This window comes from Halococcus agarilyticus, assembly GCF_000334895.1.
GTDB classification, from domain to species: domain Archaea; phylum Halobacteriota; class Halobacteria; order Halobacteriales; family Halococcaceae; genus Halococcus; species Halococcus agarilyticus.
Genome location: NZ_BAFM01000001.1, coordinates 97675 through 117007 on the forward strand (window position 1 = coordinate 97675; position 19333 = coordinate 117007).

Here is a 19333-nt window from a genome sequence, read left to right on the forward strand (position 1 = left end):
TGACGCTGGTTTGAAGTCGAGACTGGCCCAGTCGATACGTGGAGGGGAAGTGTCCTGCGATCGTCGGTGTGATCTCCGGCGGTTGGAAGTCACCATCCCGAGAGACGGGTGGAAAACCATTAGGACTCGGCAAACGAACCCCGTCTCATCGAGTCATGTACGAGAACATCCTCCTTCCGTATGACGGTAGCGAGGGCGCAGCCGAGGTGCTTCATCACGCCAGCGAAGTCGCTCACTGGGCCGACGCGACCATTCAAGTGCTCTACGTGGCCGATACGACGCGCGACAGCGTCACCGTCGTCGGCGGCGAACCCGTCGATGTGCTCGAACGGAAGGGTGAAGAGATCGTCGGGGAAGCCGCGAAAACGCTGGACACGCTCGGCGTCCCGTACGATACCGACGTCGCTCAGGGTAATCCGGCCCCGACGATCGTCGACTACGCCGAGCGGTACGACCAGGACCTGGTCGTGATGCCGACTCACGGCCGCGAGGGAATCTCGCGATATCTCGTTGGCAGCGTCTCCGAGAAGGTCGTCCGGCTCTCCTCGGTTCCCGTTCTCACAGTCCGGATGCAGCCCGACGAACAGCTGACGTTCCCCTATGAGACCATCCTCATCCCGACCGATGGGAGTTCCGCTGCGACGTATGCTGCCGATCATCTCGTCGAGTTTGCGGCGTCGCTCGATGCAAGCGTCCACGTCCTTTCGGTCGTGGACGACGCTGGACTCGGCCTGGACGTCCGGTCGGCGACCTCCGGAAACGAAAGTGAACAGGCCGCGACTGACGCTGTCGAGACCGTCGTCTCAGAGGCCGAAGCACGTGGTGTCGGGACTACTGTCAGCCATATCGAACACGGGACGCCCGCCGAGGTGATTCTCGACACCATCGAGTCGCACGACGTACACGCCGTCGGGATGGGGACGACCGGGAGACGTGGCACGGATCGTATCCTGCTCGGCAGTGTCGCCGAGAAGACCGTCCGCTCGGCACCGGTTCCCGTCATGGCCATCGCGGAATCGGAGTAATACAGTCGTCTCAACGTCGTCAAGCACGGACAACGGAAGTGATCCGCGGACGATTCGTGAGAGTAACCCGCTTCTATATGATCCGCGGACGATTCGTGAGAGTAACCCGCTTCTATAGCCCCGACGATGACCAGTGTCCGACCGGCTGGCTGCATTCCCGATCACAGTCTCGACATCACCTGTCTCCACCAACGGTTCAGCCTCGTCCAGTCCGTGATCGGCGACCCGATCCTCGAGGAACTCCCGTCCTGTCGTCGGGTCGGGAGCATCGGCTGGCACCTGCTCTACGTCCGATCACGAGTGGATTCGCTCGAACTCACGAATTACGACACCGCTAAACCCTCTATATCTCAACTACCCCACTCGCGTCCTCGCCCTCGATCCACCAGGGGCGTACCGCCGCCGCTCCCGCACCCGGATAGTATATGTTCAGTGTTAGCGTACCAGAACCCTTCGAACATCCCCGGAACAGCCGAATTTTTCAGTCTCCATCGCCGATTTCGAGGTAGTGTCGGGAAGCAGTGGCGGTTCGCTGGGCCTCTTCAGAAACCGGGAGTTCGTCGCACTCGCGAGCACCGCGTTCGCGCGCTCGCAGGCGTACTCCACCATCCTGATCGCGCTCGCGCTGTACGCCGACCAGTTCGGCACCACCGGGACCGTCGAGGGGCTGTTCGGCACGGCGTTCGCGCTGGTCCAACTGCTGATCGTCCTCCCGCTCGGCCGGCTGATCGACACCCACAACGCGAAGCGGTTCCTGCTCGTCGGCCTCGTCCTCAACGTTCTCACCTTCGTCGGCTTCTCGCTGGTCGGCGACGTCACCGGCGTGATCCTGATGCGCGTGCTCCAGGGGTTCGGCGCGAGCATACTCTGGATCACCGGTTCGGCGGTCGTCGGCGAGCTCAGCCCGAACGAGGAGCGCGGGAAGTGGCTCGGGACCTACAACCAGGTGGGCGCGTTTTCGAGCCTCGCGGGCGATCTCGTCGGCGGCCTCCTCCTCTTTGCCTACGGGTTCACCCTGACGTACGCCGTCCTGAGCGTCGTCACCCTTGGCGCGACGGTCGCGGTCTTCTTCTTCCTCCGGGACAACCCCGGTGGGCGGAGCGACCCCGAGGCGGCCACCGGTGTCGAGACCCTCCGCCGGCTGCTCGACCGGACCGCGATCCGCGCGCTCGTCGTCCTCCGGCTCGGCCTCAGTTTCGGCAAGATGGCGGTCATCATCTTCCTCCCGATCTACGCCCGGACCGAGTTCGGGATGAACCCCTTCCTCGTCGGGATCGTGCTCGCGGGCGGCAAACTCACGAAATCCTTACTCCAGGGTCGGGTCGGGAGCTACACCGATCGGATCGGCCACAAACACCAGTTCGTGATCGCGGGCGCGCTGGTGTACGCGCTCGGCGCGGCGATCATCCCGCTCGCCGAATACGCAGGTGCGGTGTTCCCCGCCCTCTCGACGAGCGCGTTCGGTGGCGTCACGCTCGCGCCCGCCTTCTTCGTGCTGTTCGGTGCGTTCGCGGTCATCGGCGTCGCCGACAGCCTCCGGCTTCCCGCGAGCATGGCGCTGTTCGTCGAGGAGGGCGAACACTTCGACGCGGTCGCAGCGAGCCTCTCGCTGCGCTCGATCGGCTGGAAGGTCGGCCAGGTCGCCGGTCCCTTCACCGTGGGTGCGATCTGGGACGCGACGGGCGTGTTCGTCGCCTTCCTGACGGCCTCGGGATTCATCGTGGTTGCCACAGGAGTGTTCGCTGCACTCTACAGCCTCGATCCTGCACCGAGCGCGACGCCCACGCCGGGCGACTGATCCGTAAGAAGCCACGCCGGATTCGAACAGTTTCGGGTCGAAGCCAACACGCTTAATCGCTCTCCGACCCACCATCCGGTAGTGTCGCTCGCGATTTCGACGACGGATCTCGAAAAACACTACGGCGACGTGCAGGCACTCGACGGGCTCTCGCTGTCGGTCGAGCGGGGCGAGTTCTTCGGCCTCCTCGGACCGAACGGCGCGGGCAAGACCACGTTCATCAACGTCCTCGTCGGACTCGTGCGGAAATCCGGCGGCGAGGCCAGCGTGTTCGGCCACGACGTCGAAGCGGAGTACCGCGAGGCCCGCGACCGGATCGGGCTCGCGCCCCAGGAGTTCAACGTCGACCGCTTTTTCCCGATCCGTGAAGTCCTGATCCACAAGGCGGGGTATCACGGGATTTCGACCGCGGAAGCGGGCGAGCGCGCCGACGACGCCCTCCGAACGGTCGGGATCTACGACAAGCGCGAGACCCGATTCGACTGGCTCTCCGGCGGGATGAAACGACGGTTCATGCTCGCCCGCGCGCTGGTCTCCGATCCGGATCTCCTGATCCTCGACGAACCCACCGCCGGGGTCGACGTCGAACTCCGCCGGGACCTCTGGGAGATCATCACCGAGCTCAACGACGACGGCACCACGATCCTCCTCACCACCCACTACATCGAGGAGGCCGAACGCCTCTGCGACGAGGTCGCGATCATGGACTCGGGGCGGAAGGTCACGGTCGCGAGCCCCGACGAGCTGATGGCCCGCGGCAACGACACGATCAGGCTCCAGCTCCGAGAATCCCCGGCGAGAGTCCCCGCGATCGACAACGACCGGGTCGAGAGCGTCGATCTCGACGGCGACCACCTCATCGCCACGGCCTCACAGGGTGGCGAGGTCGCACCCGACCTCATCCGCCAGCTCGATCACCAGGGCCACACCGTGATCGACATCGACATCTCGCGGACCTCGCTCGAAGAGGTGTTCGTCGAGCTGACCAGGCGCGACGAAGCGGACGAAACCGACGAGGTCGATCGGGCCGACGGGACCGATCGAGCCGACGAAACTGAATCACCGGGGGCCTCGACATGAGCGTCGTCTCGACCGGCCTGCGAACCCTCGTCCACCGCGAGATCCTGCGGTTCGTTCGCCGGCCACGGAACACGTTCCTGCCGCCGCTGATCACCAACGTGCTCTACTTCTCGGTGTTCGGCGTGATCCTCGGTGCGCGCGTCGGCGCGATCGAGGGGGTCGACTACATCCTCTACATCCTCCCGGGGCTGATCGTGCTCGGCGTGATCGCGAACGCCTTCGAGAACGCCTCCTTCTCGATCTTCCACGGCCGATGGAACGAGTACATCCACGAGATTCAGACCTCGCCGCTCTCGTACACCGAGATGGTCGGCGCGTACGTGAGCGCGAGCGCGCTCCGTGGCGTGATCATCGGCGTCCTCATCGGGATCGTCGGCGCGGTCATGATCCCGTTGACGATCGGGACGGGCGTCGGCCTCGCGAACCCGATCTACGCGCTCGCGTTCGTGCTCGTGATCGCCGTGCTTTTTGCGGGTTTCGGCGTGATGGGCGGGCTGTGGGCGCGCGACTTCGACTATCTCACCGTGTTGAACCAGTTCATCATCCGACCTCTCGTGTTCTTCGGCGCGGTCTTCTACCCGCTCGACGCGCTTCCGTCGGTGTGGCGGACGGTCTCGCTGGTGAATCCGATGGTCTACATGGTCGACGGCGTTCGCTACGGCTTCCTCGGGATCGCGTCGATCGAGCCGAACGTCTCCCTCGCCGTCCTCGCCGGCGGGGCCACGGCGGTCGTGACGATCGACGTCTGGCTGTTCCAGCGCGGTTACGGACTGACCGAGTAGTCACTGCTGCACGGTAGCGCATCGTCGGCCGATCGTCGCCGCCTCGTCTCCCGCACGCTTTTGCAAGTCCGGACAGTGGCCGGCGCATGAACGCGACTCTCGAACGCGCCGTCACGGTGGGACGAGCGATCGTTCACGAACTCCGGGTCGAGAAGGTGACGTTCGTGGCGGGCTCCATTGCCTACCACGCGTTCGTCTCGTTGCTTCCCTTTCTCCTCCTCGTGATCGCGGTGCTGTCGGCCGTCGGCAACCCGCCCGAGGAGGCGATCGTCTCGCTCGCCGGCGCGGTGCTCACGGAGGACGCGGGCGACGCGCTGTTGCGCGAACTCGACGCCGCCGGTGCGTCGACCGGCGTCTCGGCTCTCGGAGGCGTCGTTTTACTCTGGGGCGCGCTCCGTATCTTTCGGGGACTCGATACCGCGTTCTCCGCGATCTACGAGACCGAGGCGCACAACACCATCGCCGATCAGTTCGCCGACGCGGTCGTGGTCTTCCTCACCGTCGGTCTCGCGATCGCCGTGGCGTGGGGCGTCGATGCGGTGCTCGCCACCGACGGCCCGGGGCTCGGCGCGTGGCTGCTCGAGCGTCTGGTGCTCGTCTGTGGCCTCGGGCTCGTTCTCCTCCCGATGTACTACGTCTTCCCCGACGCCGACGTGTCGATCCGCGAGGTGGTCCCGGGGGTGGTGGTGGCTGCCGTCGGGCTCGTCCTGTTCGTCTCGGTGTTCCAGTTCTACGCCGCACTCAGAACCGGCGAGGACAGCAGCGTCATCGTCGGTATCCTTGTCCTCCTCACATGGCTCTACGTCAGCGGGCTCATCGTCCTCGTCGGCGCGGCGGTGAACGCCGTGCTCTCGAATCGGAGCCAGGACGTCGACATCGACCCCGTGATCGGCTTTCACACCACCGACAGCACGCGGGCCGCGGACCGCGACCGCCTCGCCGCCGACCTCCGCCGCGTGGCGACGAGTGTCGAGGAGGGTGACGAACTCCGCATCGTGGCGGGCGAGACGGACGTGCGCCTCGCGTCACCGCGCCGTGCAACGGCCGAAACGAACGACTCGGCGCTCGATCTCGACGACGAAACGCTCACCTTGGAGTTCGAGTGGCCGCCAGGCGAGACGACCGAGCGGTGATCGCTGCCGGGAGTGGACTGCACCAGCCGAGAATCGAACTCGGATCATGGGCTGTCTTCACGCGAACGAGGGCCGTCCGGGTATGGAAGGCCCAGGTCTTGCCATTAGACCACTGGTGCTCACTCGGTTCTCTTGCGGCGTCGACTAAGGACCTTTCCCTTTAGCTGCACACGACAGCGTAGCAGTTCCCCGCCTCCTCGAACGTCCGTTCGACGTCCAGCGCGCTCGCTGCGACGTCCCGTTCGAACTCATCCGGGTCGTAGATGTGGTAGTACCGGGGGACGGTCTCGTCGCCGGGCAGCGTCCAGTCGACGGTGGTGTCGAACCCCGCCTCTCGGTCGAAGTTCTCGTGGCTCGTGCTCCACGCGCTCACGAGGGCGCGCCCGTCAGGCGCGAGCACACGCGCGAGTTCGTCGAGGCTCGCGACCCGATCGGCGCGGCTCGGCAGGTGGTGGATCGTGGCGATGTAGACCCCGAGCGCCACGCTGTCGGCGGCGAGCGGGAGGTGGGTCGCGTCCGCCTGGCAGAGCGCGATCTCCTGATCCGTCTTCCGCTCGCGCGCGGTGTCGAGCACCGTTCGGCTCGCGTCGATCCCCACGACTCGCTCGGTGCGGTCGGCGAGCAGCGCCGCGTGGCGGGCGTTGCCACAGCCGAGGTCGAGCCCCCACGCGTCGGTCGTCGGGGCCGCGCGCTCGACGAACCGCTCGACCGCCGGCCACGGATGCGCGCGCGTTTCGGCGAAGTGACTCCCGATCCGATCGTAGGTTTCCCGCACCCCGCGGCGCGTGGGGGGATCGTCGTCGTCCATTCGGTGGGTCGCGTTCGACCCGCGCCCTCCTCATACTGTCGGACAGAGATGATTGAATATCGGATGCCCAGCGTTGCCAGGTAGCCGATGGATATTCCGCCTCTGTCCGACAGTATCAACCGTTCGCCTCGGCGATCCTCGACCGAGCGGTCACCCGCGGATCGACCACACCGGCGTTACGTTCATGACGCCAGGCGTTGTAGACGGACCACACCGAATGAGGCGCGAGTACTTCGACCTCCACGTCAGCAACACCGACTGGGTGGCGGCGGACGGTTCACCCGCGAAACCCACCGTCACCATCGACTTCGACGGTCCGAGCGAGGTGCTCGAGGAGCGACTCGCGGGAACCGACGACGGCCTCGTCGCCGCCGACGAGACCGACGTCAACTACCGCCTCCACGCCGACGACGGCGACGGCGTGCTCTCCATCACCAACCGCATCACCGGCGACTTCGTGCTCGAACTCAACGCCGACGCGGACGGTGTGCTCGGGTTCATCCGAGCGGCGCGCGCCTACGGCGAGGCCACCGACGGCGAGGGCCGGTATCGCGTGATCGTCCGGTTCGAGGGCCGGGACGTGCTCGCCCAGGACAAATCGACGTTTCTCGTTTATAATAGCGACGGCAACCTCGTGCGCCAGCACAGCCTGATCCCCGGCGGCGTCGAGCTCTGAGGCGCACGCCGGAAACCACCCGCCCTAAATACTGCCCGTTCGATCCCCGATCATGACGCTCTTTGGGACCGCCGGCATCCGCGGTGACGTCCGCGAGCGCCTCACGCCCGACCTCGCGCTCGCGGTCGGCCGCGCCGCCGGGGCCGACGCCGCCGATCGCGCTTCGACTGCCGAGTTCGTGATCGCGCGCGACGGCCGCGAGACCGGCCCGGCGCTCGCGGCGGCGCTCGAAGCCGGCCTCGAAAGCACGGGCGCGGCGGTCCGACGCGCCGGCATGCTCCCGACCCCGGCGCTCGCCTTTGCCTCGCGCGACCGTCGCGGCGTGATGGTCACCGCGAGCCACAACCCGCCGACCGACAACGGCCTGAAGCTGTTCGAAAACGGCGAGGAGTACGGCGACGACGCCGAAGCCAGGATCGAGGCGCGCGTCGCGGAGCCCGACCCGCCGACGGCGTGGCACGAGTGGGGTAGTGCAGAGCGGATCGAGCCCCTTCGGGACTACCGCGATCGGATCACTGAGTACGCCGCGGGCCACGGAAGCGCACTCGACGGAATCGAGCTCGTCGTCGACTGCGGCAACGGGATGGCGAGCCGCGCGACTCCCCAGGTGCTCGGCGCGCTCGGGGCCGAGGTCACCGGTCTGAACGCGAACGTCGACGGCCACTTCCCCGCCCGCGGCAGCAAGCCCACGCCCGAGACGCTCGGCGACCTCCAGGCGTTTCTCCGCGATGGCGGCGAAGCCGACGGAACCGACGATCCCGTGCTTGGGATCGCCCACGACGGCGACGCCGACCGAGTCGTCTTTCTCGGTGGGGATGGCGAAATCGTCCACGAAGACACTATCGTGGCGATCCTCGCCGAGCACTACACCCGCGCGAGCGACGCCGCCGACCCGGTGGTGGTGACGACGCCGAACGCCTCCTCGCGGATCGACGAGCGGGTCGCGGTGGCGGGCGGCCGGGTCGAGCGCGTCCGACTCGGGGCGCTCCACGTGGGAATCGCAGCGGCGCGCGAAGCGGGCGACGCCGATACCTCGATCGTCTTCGCGGCCGAGCCGTGGAAACACATCCACACCGCCCTCGGGCCGTGGATCGACGGCGTGGCGAGCGCGGCGGTGTTCTCGCGGCTGGTCGCCGATCGGGGACTCGCCGCGCTCCGCGAGCCGATCGCCGAGCGCCCCTACCGGAAGGTGAGCGTCGACTGCCCCGACGATCGAAAGGATGTGGTGATGGAGCGGCTCGCGACGACGCTCCCCGAGGCGTTCCCGGACGCCGACGTCGAGACCGAACACGGCGTCCGGCTCGATCTCGACGAGGGGTGGGTGCTCGTCAGGCCGAGCGGCACCGAGCCCAAGGTCCGGGTGTACGCCGAGAGTGAGCGGGTCGAGGAACTCCGCGAGCGGGCGGTCGAGACGGTCGAGGTGGCCGTCGAGAACTGAGCAGCGAATCACGCCAAATCCGCCAAAAACGTCGCGAGCGAGTGTCTATATCGTGGCTGCTTGGATGCCGTTCGGCATCTCGATCGCCGCCGCGTTCTCGCTGTCGTTCGCCGCATCGGAGCCGATCCGCTCGATCCGACCCTCGGGAGCCGGTGCGACCGTCTCGCGGGCCTGCATGTACTCGATGACGGTGGTGGCGAGCAGCGTGTCGGTCTCGCTCACTCGTGGCTTGTCGGCGAGCGGGTAGTTGTCGCCGCCCTGGGCGATGAAGCTGTTGACGGTGAGCGTGTACGTCGCGTCCTCGTCGAGCGCTTCGCCGCCGACGGTCACGTTCCGGACCGTGTCCGCGCCCTCCGCGTCGTCGGTCCAGTCGAAGGTGATGCCGCTGACCTGCGAGCCGACCTCGCCCGAGCCGATCTGGCTCGCGAGCACCGACTGCAGCTCGGTCCCCGTCACCTCGACGGTGACGAGCGTGTTCGCAAAGGGCAGCGTGTTGTAGACGTCGCCCGCCGTGATGTTGCCGGGACCGTACACCCGGTCCGAGCGGATGCCGCCCGCGTTCGTGATGGCGACGTCCGCGCCGGTCTCGGCCCGCATCGCGTCGGTGATGAGGTTGCCGTAGCCCGTCTCGCCGGCGAAGTTCGAGGCGAACCGTGCGTCGAGCGGCGACTCCGAGCGGACGATCACCTCGTCGAAGCTGGCGTTCGTTCCCGGCAGTTCGGCGCTGCGGTACTCGTTGATGATCCCGGATGCCGTCTCGTTTTTCGGGATCTCGTCGGTGACGTTGATGATCCGACCGTCCCACTCGACGACCTCGCCGTTCTCGATCGTGAGGTTGAGCTCGCCGAGATGCTCCGCGCGGGCCTGTGCCTCGGTGATCACAGTACCAGACGTCTCCTGGGGCGGATAGTAGATCTCGTCGTCGCCGACCGCGATCGCGTCGATCGCACCGTCGTCGGCGCGGGCGAGCTCCTTCGCCTCCGGAACCCCGATGTGCGCGAGTGCGATCACGGTGTCGACGTTCTCCTCTGCTTTCAGCATCGCGGCGGTTTCGGGACCGACCTCGCGGAAGTCGGTGAGTCGGGTCGCGTTCTCGCCGAACTCGATGTTGGTCTTGTTCCGGATCGCCGCGTCCGCGAGCCCGATGAGCCCGATCCGGACGCCGTCCCGCTCCACGATCTCGTAGCGCTCCGCGCCGTCGATCGGTTCACCCGTCGAGGCGTTTTCGAGGTTCGTCGCGAGCCACGGGAACTCGGAGGCGTCTGAGGCGTTCGCGAACGCCGCGAGGCCGTAGTCGAGGTCGTGGTTGCCGATGGTGTCGGCGGCCGGATCGACGAGATTCAGCACGTCGACCGGCGCGCGCCACTGGCTGACCGGCCCGAGCGCGTGCGGCGCGATCTGGTCGCCGCCACCCACCACGACGGTCGGGTTGTCGTGGGCCTGCCGGCGCTGCTCGATCAAGGTGATCAGCCGGGAGAAGTTGCCGTCCTTCGCGGCAGCGGTCTGGATGTCGTTGTACGAGAGGACGGAGAGCGTCGTCGCGTTCTCGGTACTGTTGGCTCCGTCGTCGGTCGCGTCGGATCCGTCTTCATCGGCTGCTTCGTCCGTTTCGTCCCCGTCCGCCGCTCCAGCATCCGGGAGATCGACGGTGAGGGTGTGGGTGCCGGACTCGTAGGTGTCGGTCTGTGCGTCGACGAACACCTGGTCGTCCTCGTCCTCGGGATCCCAGATCGGATCGGGTTTGGTGTAGCTCGCGAGCGAGAGCGTCACCGACTCGCCGTCGGCGACGGTGAACGTGATCGTCGCGGTGCCGTTCTCGACCGCGATCTCCTGACTGTCGATGCGCTCGGCGAGCGCCGCGTCGGTGGTGAACTCACCCTCCGAACGGCGGGTGATCGCCTCGTCGGTGCTGCCGTGGGCGAAGCGGATCAGCTGATCGTTGGTGTAGGTGCCGTCCGGCCAGTCGAGGCTCTCGATCGGCTCGCCCCTGACGAAGTCGACCTGATAGTACGTCGCTTCGGCGTCCGGCTCCTCTCCGACAGTAATCGAGGCGGTGTCGACGACAGCGCTACCATTTGTCGTGTATGGGCCATCAGCCTCGCCGCCGGAGGTGATGAAGTCGTAGACGCCGTTTTCGTTCGAGTCGAAGTGTGGCATCGCGATCAGCGTCCCACTCTCTTCGAGAGTCGTGTCCTCGGCGAAGCCCTGGCCTGGCACGTCGAACAGCGTCACCTCGACGTTCTCATGGGTGCCGGCCGAGAGCTTCTCGGACACACCAATGACACTACCGAGCACGTTGTCGTTGAACAGGCTCGCGTTGTGGATCGCGACGAACCCGCCCTCGGACATCGTGACCGACTCGACCGTCACGGTCGTTCCATCGGTAGTCTGGTTCTCGAACGTGACCGACGCGGACTGTGCTTTCTCCCCGCCGTCTCCGATTTTTCCTAGGGGAGCGAAGACGCTTCCGTTCGCAAATGCCGTGATGTTCGCGGAAACGACGTTCGCCCCCGAGTCGACGGTGCTTCCGGGTACGGTCGACCAGGCACCGTCGTATCTCCACAGCGCGAGTGTCGATTCGTCGACTTCGCCGAGGTCGTCCTCCTCGTAGCTCACGCTCAGATCGAGGAACGAGTCGGGGCTGTTGGCGCTCGCGTCGACGTACTGGCCGATGTTCGTCCGATCCTCCGGATCGGCAGGCATCGAGTCGACCGCCCGAACCACGACGTCCTTCGATTCGAACGAGACCGTCGCCGAGTCGAGTTCCAGGTTCCCGACTGTGTTGTTGACCGATGGACCTTCCTGGGGATCGCTGTCCGAGTAGTAGGCCTGATCGTTGCCGCTCGCCGTGTTGTTCGTGATCACGTTCCCGCTGCTCGATTGGAGGTAGATACCCTGATCGTTCTCCGTTATCGTGTTATCTGCGACGTGGATTCCACCGGCTCCGAAGGTAAAGGCGAAGCCTCGGGAGTTCGAGGTGACCACGCTGTCGTGTATCGCACCGCTGGCGGCCTCGTATACGATGCCGGCTCCCCAGTCGCTCACGGTGACGTTCGTCACGGTGACGTTGGTAGCGCCGGAGCGACCGAAAGCCACGATTCCGCTGGTCGGGAAGTCATCGACACCGTCGATCGAGTGCCCCGCACCATCGAGGACGACGTCGCGAGCGAGGACTTGGATACATTGGTCGTCCGTGCTGTCCTCGATGTCCGCGGTGAGCACGTAGCGGCCGGGTTCGTCGATTCGCACACACGAATCGATTTCGGAGGACGAGGCTGGCGATGCTGACTCTTCGACAGAGGGTGCCGCGGAGGTCGTTTCGGTTTCAGTCTCACTCGCCTCCTCGGTGGGAGCTGTCGTCGCGGTTGTCGTCGCGGTTGCGGTATCCGACGGCGTCGCCGTCGGGAACGCGTCTTCACAGGCGATACCGTCGCCGTCATCATCGAGGTTTGACTCGTCGTCGTCTGGGTCAAACACTGCGTTCACTTCTTCGCGCGAGTCGAAGTCACTACAGTCGTATGGGTCGGGTGTGTCACCGTCGTTACTCGGTGTGGGTGTCTCCACACCGCCGTCGTCCTGAGCAACGACACCAGGCGGTGCGGCACTCAGAACGCTTCCTGCCACCACCCCGATCACGACGAGAGCAGCGATCAACCGTGCTGCCGGACGATCCGTCTTCATGGTACTAGGTCACACGTCACAGTAAATCGTGATATATCTATCGGCGTCGAAGCCAGGCCACGCACTCCAACAGCCCACCCCACCGTGATCCGCGAGAAGAAAACCAGTGCAGTAGCGTCCTCGGTGGCCAGTTTCCCGAGCATGGCGGCGTCGCGCATCTCGCCGAACAGGTCCAGATCGCTCTTCGAGGCAGCGCCCTCAGTGCCGAGTGCGACCGTCACGCCCGCATCGGACATCCGCTGGACGGCCCAACGGTTTTCTCGGTCGGGGGTTTCGAGGGCCGTATGCGACGTGTTACCCGTCAGTGGGGTGGTCGGTGATGCGAACGACCGATGCCTTGGTCGCGCTACTCGAGCGCACGGACATCGAGACGGTCTTCGGCTTCCCCTGCGAGCAGATGGATCCCTACTACGCGAGCCTCGGGAGTTCGTCACTCCGGCACGTGCTCGCTCGCAGCGAAGCGAGCGCCGCGCTGATGGCCGATGGTTACGCGCGTGCGTCGGGGCGCGCCACCGTCGTCGACGGTGTCAGCGGCCCCGGCGCAGCCTACATCGGCGTCGGGCTGGCCGAAGCTTCCGGTGCGTCCTCGCCGGTCATCGCGCTGACGGGTGGAAACGAGCGCGAGACACGCGGCGACGGCGTGATACAGGACGGCGACAACGAGGCGATCCTCGACCCCTTCACGACGGCCACCGCCGACCCCGAAACGCCGGATCGGGCCGTCGAAGCCCTCGAACACGCACTCAGGGAAGCAACGGCCGGTGTCCCCTCTCCGACACACGTGAACCTCCCCGAGGACGTGTTGCGCGAGGAGACCGATCGCACCCCCCGGGACGACGTCGATGCGGCCTATCCCACCTCGCGCCCGCCGGCCGACGACGCCGACGTTCGTGCGGTCGTCGAGCTGCTCGACGGGGCAAAACGCCCGGTCGTCGTCGCCGGGGAAGGGGTCGTCCGCGCCGACGCGACGGCGGAGCTCGCCGCGTTCGCCGAGAACGCAGCCGTTCCGGTGGTCACGTCGATGAACGGAAAGGGCGCGGTCGTCGAGACGGAGCCGTACGCGCTGGGCGTCGTCGGACGGTGGGGGTTCTGTCAGGTGGCCAACGACGCGCTCGCGAACGCGGACCTCGTCTTCGGCTTCGGGACTCGATTCGGCGAGCTGACGAGCGTCGGCTGGTCGCTGGTGCCCGAGGACGTCCCGCTCGTCCACGTCGACCGTGACCCCGCGTGGCTCGGGCGCAACTACAAGCCAGCGGTCGCACTCCGGGCGGATCTCGAACCCACGCTCGCGGCGTTCGCCGACCGTGCCGATGGCACCGACGACCGGGCGGCCCGCGTCGACTCGCTCGCCGCCGACCGGGCCGACTGGCGCGAGGGGTTCGCTACCGATCTCACGAGCGATGACACGCCGATCAAACCCCAGCGCGTCGTCGGCGAGTTGAACGAACGGCTCCCTCCCGAGTCGGTGCTCGTGAGCGCGACGAGTTTCCCCGGCTTCTTCACGGGAGCCTTCTACGAGACCGAGCGGACGGGGACGAGCTACCTGCAGGCACGCGGCAGCGACGGTATCAACGTCGCGCTACCACAGGCGCTCGGCGTTCAGGCAGCACTCCCCCAGACGCCGGTCGTCGTGCTCTCGGGCGACGGCGGTATCGGGTATCACATCGCCGATCTGGAGACCGCTGCTCGCGAGGACCTTCCGGTTACCGTCGTCGTCACGAACAACGACTCGCTCGGCTCCTCGAAGATGAGCCAGGCGGGCAGCTACAGCGTCGATGTCTCGACCGATTTCCATCCCGAGGTCGATTACGCGCAGGTCGCACGGGGGTTCGGCTGTGACGGCGAACGGATCGAAGCGCCCGAGCGCGTCGGTCCCGCCATCGCCGACGCACTCGACAGCGATCGACCCACGCTGCTCGATATCGCCGTCGATCCGTTCGCCGCGCCGCCGCTGCTGGTGTAGTCAAGCTCGGGTGGACTCCCTCGCCCCGCTCGCGCCGACGCGCTCGCCGAGGAGGGCGGGCGAGCGCCCCACACTGGAGCTAAAACACCGGGTCGAAAACCCCGGCACCGGTCTCCGCGTATCGCCGTTCGAGTGCCTCCCTGAGCGCGTCGGCTCCGAGCATCGATTCGATATCGAACGGTCCGATCGACCCGCCGGAGCCACGTTTGAGCACGTCGTCGATCGTCGAGGGCTCGCCCACACCGTCGGCGACGAGGCGATGAGCTTCGTTGACCAGCGCAGCGACGATGGGGGTGACGTCGTGTGGCTCGTCCACCTCGGGAACGAGACAGGTGCCGTCCTCCCACTCGAAGAATCCCTGCCCGGTCTTCATGCCGAGGGAGTCCGCCTCGACCATCGTCTCCATGCGGCTCCGGAGCTCCGTCGGTGGAGCGTAGCGTTCGCCGTAGGCTCCGGCGAGGTTGTCGACGGTCGCGAGATGGACGTCGATGCCGATGAGATCGATGAACTCGAGCGGGCCGCGCTCGAAGCCCACGGCCGTCGCGCCGCGGTCTATCGCCGCCGCCTCGGCTCGGCGGAGCTCCCACGTCCCCGCACACTTGATGCTCGCCGAGAGTCGCGAGAGGCAGTTGGCCCGGTGTTCCGCCTCGAGCCGTATCGGCTCGTGGCCGATCGCCGTCGCGACCGCACGGGCGGTGTCGAGGGCGTCGTCGCTCGCGTGGTCGCCCGCGATCTCGACGACGTCCCGCTCGATCGCGGGGTTCGCGAAGTGAAACAGTACCACACGCTCGGGACGGTCGGCCCCGACGGCGATGTCGCTCGGTGTGAGCGAGGACGTGTTCGTGGCGATGATCGCCTCGGCATCGAGGACTGCTTCGAGGTCGTCCACGAGGCTGCGCTTCAGGTCGAGTCGCTCGGGAACCGCTTCGACGACGAACTCACAGTCGGCCAGCGCAGCGAGATCGCTCGCGTAGTCGAGCGTGGCGAGCGGTTCGTCCGCCGTCTCGATGTGGCTCGCCGCGAGCGCCCCCCGCAGCGAGCTGCGGTGGTACTCGCGAGCCGATTCGAGTGCGTCGGCGTCGATGTCGACGAGCGTGACCGGGAAGCCGCCGTTGGCGAGCAGTCCCGCGATGTCACGGCCCATCAGCCCCGCGCCGACCACGCCGGTGGAGGCCGGTTGCATGGTATCACCACTCCGTCCGGGTGCTCTTGACCGTTTGGCTTCCGAACCGTGTGCGAACGAGGTAATAACACCCGCCGATCGACAGCGCGGTGAGCCAGATGGCGAACATCGCCGGCGACTGCGAGGCGACCAAGACGAGCAAGACGAGGTTCGAGACCACGGCGAGCGCGCCAGCGGCACCGATGGTTCGTGGCGCGAGCGGGACCGCCGAGGAGCCGACCGTCCCGTGAGTGCGCACGACGGCGATGGCCGCGAGCATCACCGGGACGACGAGGAAGACGCCGCCGAAACTGAGCAGCGAGCCCAGATTCGCGACCGGCAGCGGCGACAGCAACATCGCGACCGAGAGCCCGTAGATGAGAGTCAGTCCCCAGTGTGGCGTCCCGAAGCGCTCGTTCCTCACGGTGAGCAACGCTGGAAACAGCCCGTCGGCGGCGAGCACTTCGAGATACTTCGGCGTGATGATGAACACGGCGTTCATGCTCGTCGCGATCGCGAACAGCGCGCCGCCGACGACGAACGCCGACTGGAGCGTCCCCGAAAGGAAGCGTTCGGCCGGCACCGTGAGCGCCGCGTTGGCCATCGCGTCCGCACCGACGGCACCGACGGCGACGACCCCGACGCCGACGTAGAGCACCAACACGAGCGGGATGCTCAGCGCGAACGACTGGGGGATGGCCACCGTCGCATCCCGGACGTCGCCGCCGATGTCGACGACGAAGTTCGCACCGAGGCAGACGAAGTAGAGGATCCCCGCCGCCGTGACGACGCCGACCGCGCCGTTCGGAAACAGCGGCGTCAGGTTCGCCGTCTGGACTGCCGGCACGCCGAAGACGACGAACATGCCGAGAGCCCCGACCAGTACGACGAACATGAGGACCTGTGCGATCGCGGCCAGGCGGATCCCGAGGAGGTTGAGGAGGAAAAACGCCGTGAGGAGCACGACCCCGACCGTGGTCGGCGCGACCGGCGTCAGTGCGGCGACGTACTGGCCCGCCGTGAGCGCGTACAGGGGCAGTCCGCCGCCGAGCATGCTGATGCCGAGTCCCCACGCCGCCAGAAAGGCCAGCGGGACCGAAACGAACCGTGCCGGATAGCGATAGTTGCCCCCCGTCGTCGGAAAGAGCGAGCCGAGCATCGCCGTCGGAATCAACCCGAGGATGGCGATTCCAAGCGCGAGACCGAACGCGACCACGACGCCAGCGCCCGCGATGCCAACGGCCACGCCGGTCAGGCTGAACAGCGCTCCGCCGACGATGAGACCGACTTCGATGGCGACGGCCTGTAGCAGCGTCACACCACCACCATTGGTAGCGTCCGGCATACGAGAGGAACGGGGAGTCGTGGCTTAAAATTTGACACCGCGGTGGACCGGATTTCCAGAGAACGGATGGTTTGGCTTCCGGCTGTCGGTCGAGAAGCCTGCTACTACCCCTGCACGACCGGAGACTCCTGGGCAATCGAAATCAGAGGGACGCGTTCGTGGCTCCCGAGAAACGCCTCGTCGGGAATCCGGTCGCAAGCATCGTGACGAGCAGGGTCGAGTCTCTCTACGCGGGGTCCGAGCGAAACCGGGACGGATCGACGTCGAGGGGGAGGTCCTCGAAGCCATCGTCCGCCCCGACGACGAGCGTCGCGTGACGATCCGCGGCGAGCGCGACTGCGTTGGTGTCCGCAAGCGAAACATCCCCGTTTGCTCTGATCTCGCCAGCGAGTCGCCACGGGGACACTCGGACCGACAGTCCTCGCTGTTCTCTCGCGTGAAGGTCGCGATCGGCAGTCCTCTGTGATGCCTTCGTCGGCCAGCCCCGATCCTCCACCACCAGCCAGCGGATCCCCGCAGGGAGATCAGAGACCGTCGTGGATCCTGGGATCGGATACCAAGCAGATCAACTCACACCGACACGTGAACCCGGCCTGTCTCCGTCCTCTGACTCCGTGGTGATCCACCACACCCTAACTGAGCACGACACTCCCCGAATCCCACGGTTTCAGCTCCGGTGGCTTCCGACCCGAATCGGTGCCCCGGTCCAGGGATCGAGCGTCGTCGTCGACGCGAAGGACGACGACATCGCCGCGGACCCGCGTCGCGAACGACAGCCGATCGGGGAGCGTCTCGACGGTTCGCGGTCGGATCAACTGGACCTGCGGCGACGACCCGTGGAGAGCGAGCCACGCTTCGACGGAGTACGACAGGAGCGGCGTCACCGACCGGGCACTCCGCGGGGTGGCGTTCCGCGCGTCGAATCGGTTCGGAAAGTCGACGAGGTAGACCGTGGTGGCGTTCGGCGCTCCCTCGAGGCTATCGTCGACGCCTTCGAGCGATCGCTGGTTGAGTTCACCCGCAGCCTCCCACCCGTCGTCCGGAGAGAAGACCGGCGAAACGGCGACGGTCGTGACGAGAACCACGCTCACGACGGCGACGACGAGACTCCTGCCGAGATCGACAGTCGCGTGAGACCGCTCGATCCGCGTTCGGATCCGATCGAGGCTCTCCAACAGGAGCGTCACGAACCCGGCCAACACGGGCACGAGCACGCCGTAGGCATTGCGGATCCCGAACCCGAAGGACTGCGGCTGGAGGAGGATCTGCCGCGCGAGAAGCAGACCGACGAACGGCCCCACGAACCAACACCCGAAAAAGATCAACCGACGGCGCATCGGGGTGACGAGCGGCTCACGGCTCGTCAGGGCCACGAAACCGACGCCACCGAGCACGATCACGCCGGCGAGAACGGCAACGACCACGTGAGGTGCCGGAACGAGGGCTCCCACGCCACCGAAGCGGACCGGCAACACGGCCCAGAGAGCGTACTTCCCGGCGGTCGACAGCACGTTTTCGAGCGTGTATCCCGGGAGCTCGGCGAAGGGAGTCGACGGGCTGTATCCTCCGAGACCGCCGAGAACCGCCACTCTGATCCCGATGTAGAGCAGCGTGAGGGCCGCGAACGGTCCGACCGCAGCGAAGGCGTTACCGAGTCGTTCCCGTGCTCGATCGTGACTTCCGTGAAGGACGGCCCAGACCCCGACCAGTACCGGCACCATGAGAGCGGTCTCCTTCGATCCGAGCGCCAGTGCATACCCCGCGAGTGCGGCGACGAGTGGCCGATACGGTCGCAACGTCCACCCACGATTCTCGGCTCGATGTCGTCGCCAGCGGCGGTGCCACCGCACGAACAGCGAGACCGTCCCCAGCACGAAAACGGTCAGGAGAACGTCCTGGCGACGTGCGATCACGGGCACGACCTCGACGGTCACGGGGTGGACGGTGAACAGCAGCCCGGTCAGATAGCCGGCCAGAGGGCGGCCCGTCACGTCCGCGATCGCGATCACCGCGAGGACGGTCGCCACGACGTGCAAGACGAGGTTCGTGAGGTGGTACCCGAAGGGTGAGAGCCCCCAGAGCGCGTGATCGATCGCGTACGTCACGCTGGCGACCGGTCGGTAGAACAGTGCTCGTGTGACGAAATCCGAACCGGCCATGAGGGGGCGCGTGAACAGGTCGACGATCCCCGCCGACTCGGTCACCCGGCTCGTCTCGATCAGCGGCAACGTATCCGTGGCCACGAACCACAACTCGAGGGTGTCGGAGTGGGCGAGAAACGCGAGCATGGCGAGCGGGAAGAGATATCGGAGATCGAGACGCGACTCCATCGGGCGTGAACGTTCGGCCGATGCCTGATAAGCAGGTCGAACGTCGATGGACGTCCCCTTTGAGCGCCGTGGGGCGTCCCCCGGCTCGCCATCGACGAATAGTGGTCCCAGG

General features: G+C 66.6%; 14 protein-coding genes, 1 tRNA gene and 1 pseudogene. 8 read left to right on the forward strand and 8 right to left on the reverse strand.

Annotation, left to right across the window (positions count from 1 at the left end; translation table 11 throughout):
• The first annotated feature begins 155 nt into the window (after positions 1 to 155).
• The 5 genes from TX76_RS00425 to TX76_RS00445 all read left to right on the forward strand — a co-directional run bounded on the left by TX76_RS00425 (position 156) and on the right by TX76_RS00445 (position 5818).
• Positions 156 to 1025 carry a universal stress protein gene (locus tag TX76_RS00425; protein WP_049898238.1) on the forward strand — a complete coding sequence of 290 codons (870 nt, stop codon included), beginning with the start codon at positions 156 to 158 and terminating at the stop codon, positions 1023 to 1025.
• 508 nt (positions 1026 to 1533) lie between these two features.
• Positions 1534 to 2823 carry an MFS transporter gene (locus tag TX76_RS00430; protein ID WP_049898240.1) on the forward strand — a complete coding sequence of 430 codons (1290 nt, stop codon included), beginning with the start codon at positions 1534 to 1536 and terminating at the stop codon, positions 2821 to 2823.
• 81 nt (positions 2824 to 2904) lie between these two features.
• On the forward strand, positions 2905 to 3903 hold the full coding sequence (locus tag TX76_RS00435) for an ABC transporter ATP-binding protein (protein WP_049898241.1): 999 nt from the start codon (positions 2905 to 2907) through the stop codon (positions 3901 to 3903).
• On the forward strand, positions 3900 to 4685 hold the full coding sequence (locus TX76_RS00440; protein WP_049898242.1) for an ABC transporter permease: 786 nt from the start codon (positions 3900 to 3902) through the stop codon (positions 4683 to 4685). The genes TX76_RS00435 and TX76_RS00440 overlap by 4 nt, the downstream gene beginning before the upstream one ends.
• Positions 4686 to 4771: 86 nt before the next feature.
• Positions 4772 to 5818 (forward strand): YhjD/YihY/BrkB family envelope integrity protein, encoded by a 1047-nt coding sequence (locus TX76_RS00445; RefSeq protein ID WP_049898243.1) that lies wholly within the window; start codon positions 4772 to 4774, stop codon positions 5816 to 5818.
• An 18-nt stretch (positions 5819 to 5836) separates the two neighbouring features.
• Here the strand turns inward: TX76_RS00445 and TX76_RS00450 are convergent.
• Together TX76_RS00450 and TX76_RS00455 are read right to left on the reverse strand one after the other, a co-directional pair.
• Positions 5837 to 5937, reverse strand: a tRNA-Gly gene (locus TX76_RS00450).
• Positions 5938 to 5978: 41 nt separating this feature from the next.
• Positions 5979 to 6626 carry a class I SAM-dependent methyltransferase gene (locus TX76_RS00455; protein ID WP_049898245.1) on the reverse strand — a complete coding sequence of 216 codons (648 nt, stop codon included), beginning with the start codon at positions 6624 to 6626 and terminating at the stop codon, positions 5979 to 5981.
• Positions 6627 to 6843: 217 nt separating this feature from the next.
• Here TX76_RS00455 and TX76_RS00460 point away from each other — a divergent pair, with 217 nt between their 5' ends.
• On the forward strand, positions 6844 to 7302 hold the full coding sequence (locus TX76_RS00460; RefSeq protein WP_049898247.1) for a DUF5793 family protein: 459 nt from the start codon (positions 6844 to 6846) through the stop codon (positions 7300 to 7302).
• A 52-nt stretch (positions 7303 to 7354) separates the two neighbouring features.
• On the forward strand, positions 7355 to 8740 hold the full coding sequence (locus TX76_RS00465; RefSeq protein ID WP_049898248.1) for a phosphohexomutase domain-containing protein: 1386 nt from the start codon (positions 7355 to 7357) through the stop codon (positions 8738 to 8740).
• Positions 8741 to 8785: 45 nt separating this feature from the next.
• Here TX76_RS00465 and TX76_RS00470 read toward each other — a convergent pair whose 3' ends face one another.
• Positions 8786 to 12421: a 5'-nucleotidase C-terminal domain-containing protein gene (locus TX76_RS00470; protein WP_049898250.1), complete on the reverse strand. Its 3636-nt coding sequence runs from the start codon at positions 12419 to 12421 to the stop codon at positions 8786 to 8788.
• A gap of 104 nt (positions 12422 to 12525) precedes the next feature.
• A pseudogene (locus TX76_RS17390) lies at positions 12526 to 12666 on the reverse strand (amidohydrolase); the annotation flags it as partial.
• A 74-nt stretch (positions 12667 to 12740) separates the two neighbouring features.
• Here TX76_RS17390 and TX76_RS00480 point away from each other — a divergent pair.
• On the forward strand, positions 12741 to 14384 hold the full coding sequence (locus TX76_RS00480; protein WP_228842272.1) for a thiamine pyrophosphate-binding protein: 1644 nt from the start codon (positions 12741 to 12743) through the stop codon (positions 14382 to 14384).
• Positions 14385 to 14463: 79 nt separating this feature from the next.
• Here the strand turns inward: TX76_RS00480 and TX76_RS00485 are convergent, their stop codons facing one another.
• From TX76_RS00485 to TX76_RS00500, 4 genes are all read right to left on the reverse strand, one after another.
• Complete coding sequence (locus TX76_RS00485; protein WP_049898253.1) at positions 14464 to 15567, reverse strand: 3-hydroxyacyl-CoA dehydrogenase; 1104 nt, start codon at positions 15565 to 15567, stop codon at positions 14464 to 14466.
• 4 nt (positions 15568 to 15571) lie between these two features.
• A complete protein-coding gene (locus TX76_RS00490) occupies positions 15572 to 16891 on the reverse strand; it encodes an APC family permease (protein WP_049898254.1) in 1320 nt (439 codons plus the stop codon).
• A gap of 226 nt (positions 16892 to 17117) precedes the next feature.
• A complete protein-coding gene (locus TX76_RS00495; RefSeq protein ID WP_228842273.1) occupies positions 17118 to 17297 on the reverse strand; it encodes a PIN domain-containing protein in 180 nt (59 codons plus the stop codon).
• A 226-nt stretch (positions 17298 to 17523) separates the two neighbouring features.
• Complete coding sequence (locus tag TX76_RS00500) at positions 17524 to 19221, reverse strand: hypothetical protein (protein ID WP_195155967.1); 1698 nt, start codon at positions 19219 to 19221, stop codon at positions 17524 to 17526.
• Between the last annotated feature and the right edge of the window lie 112 nt (positions 19222 to 19333).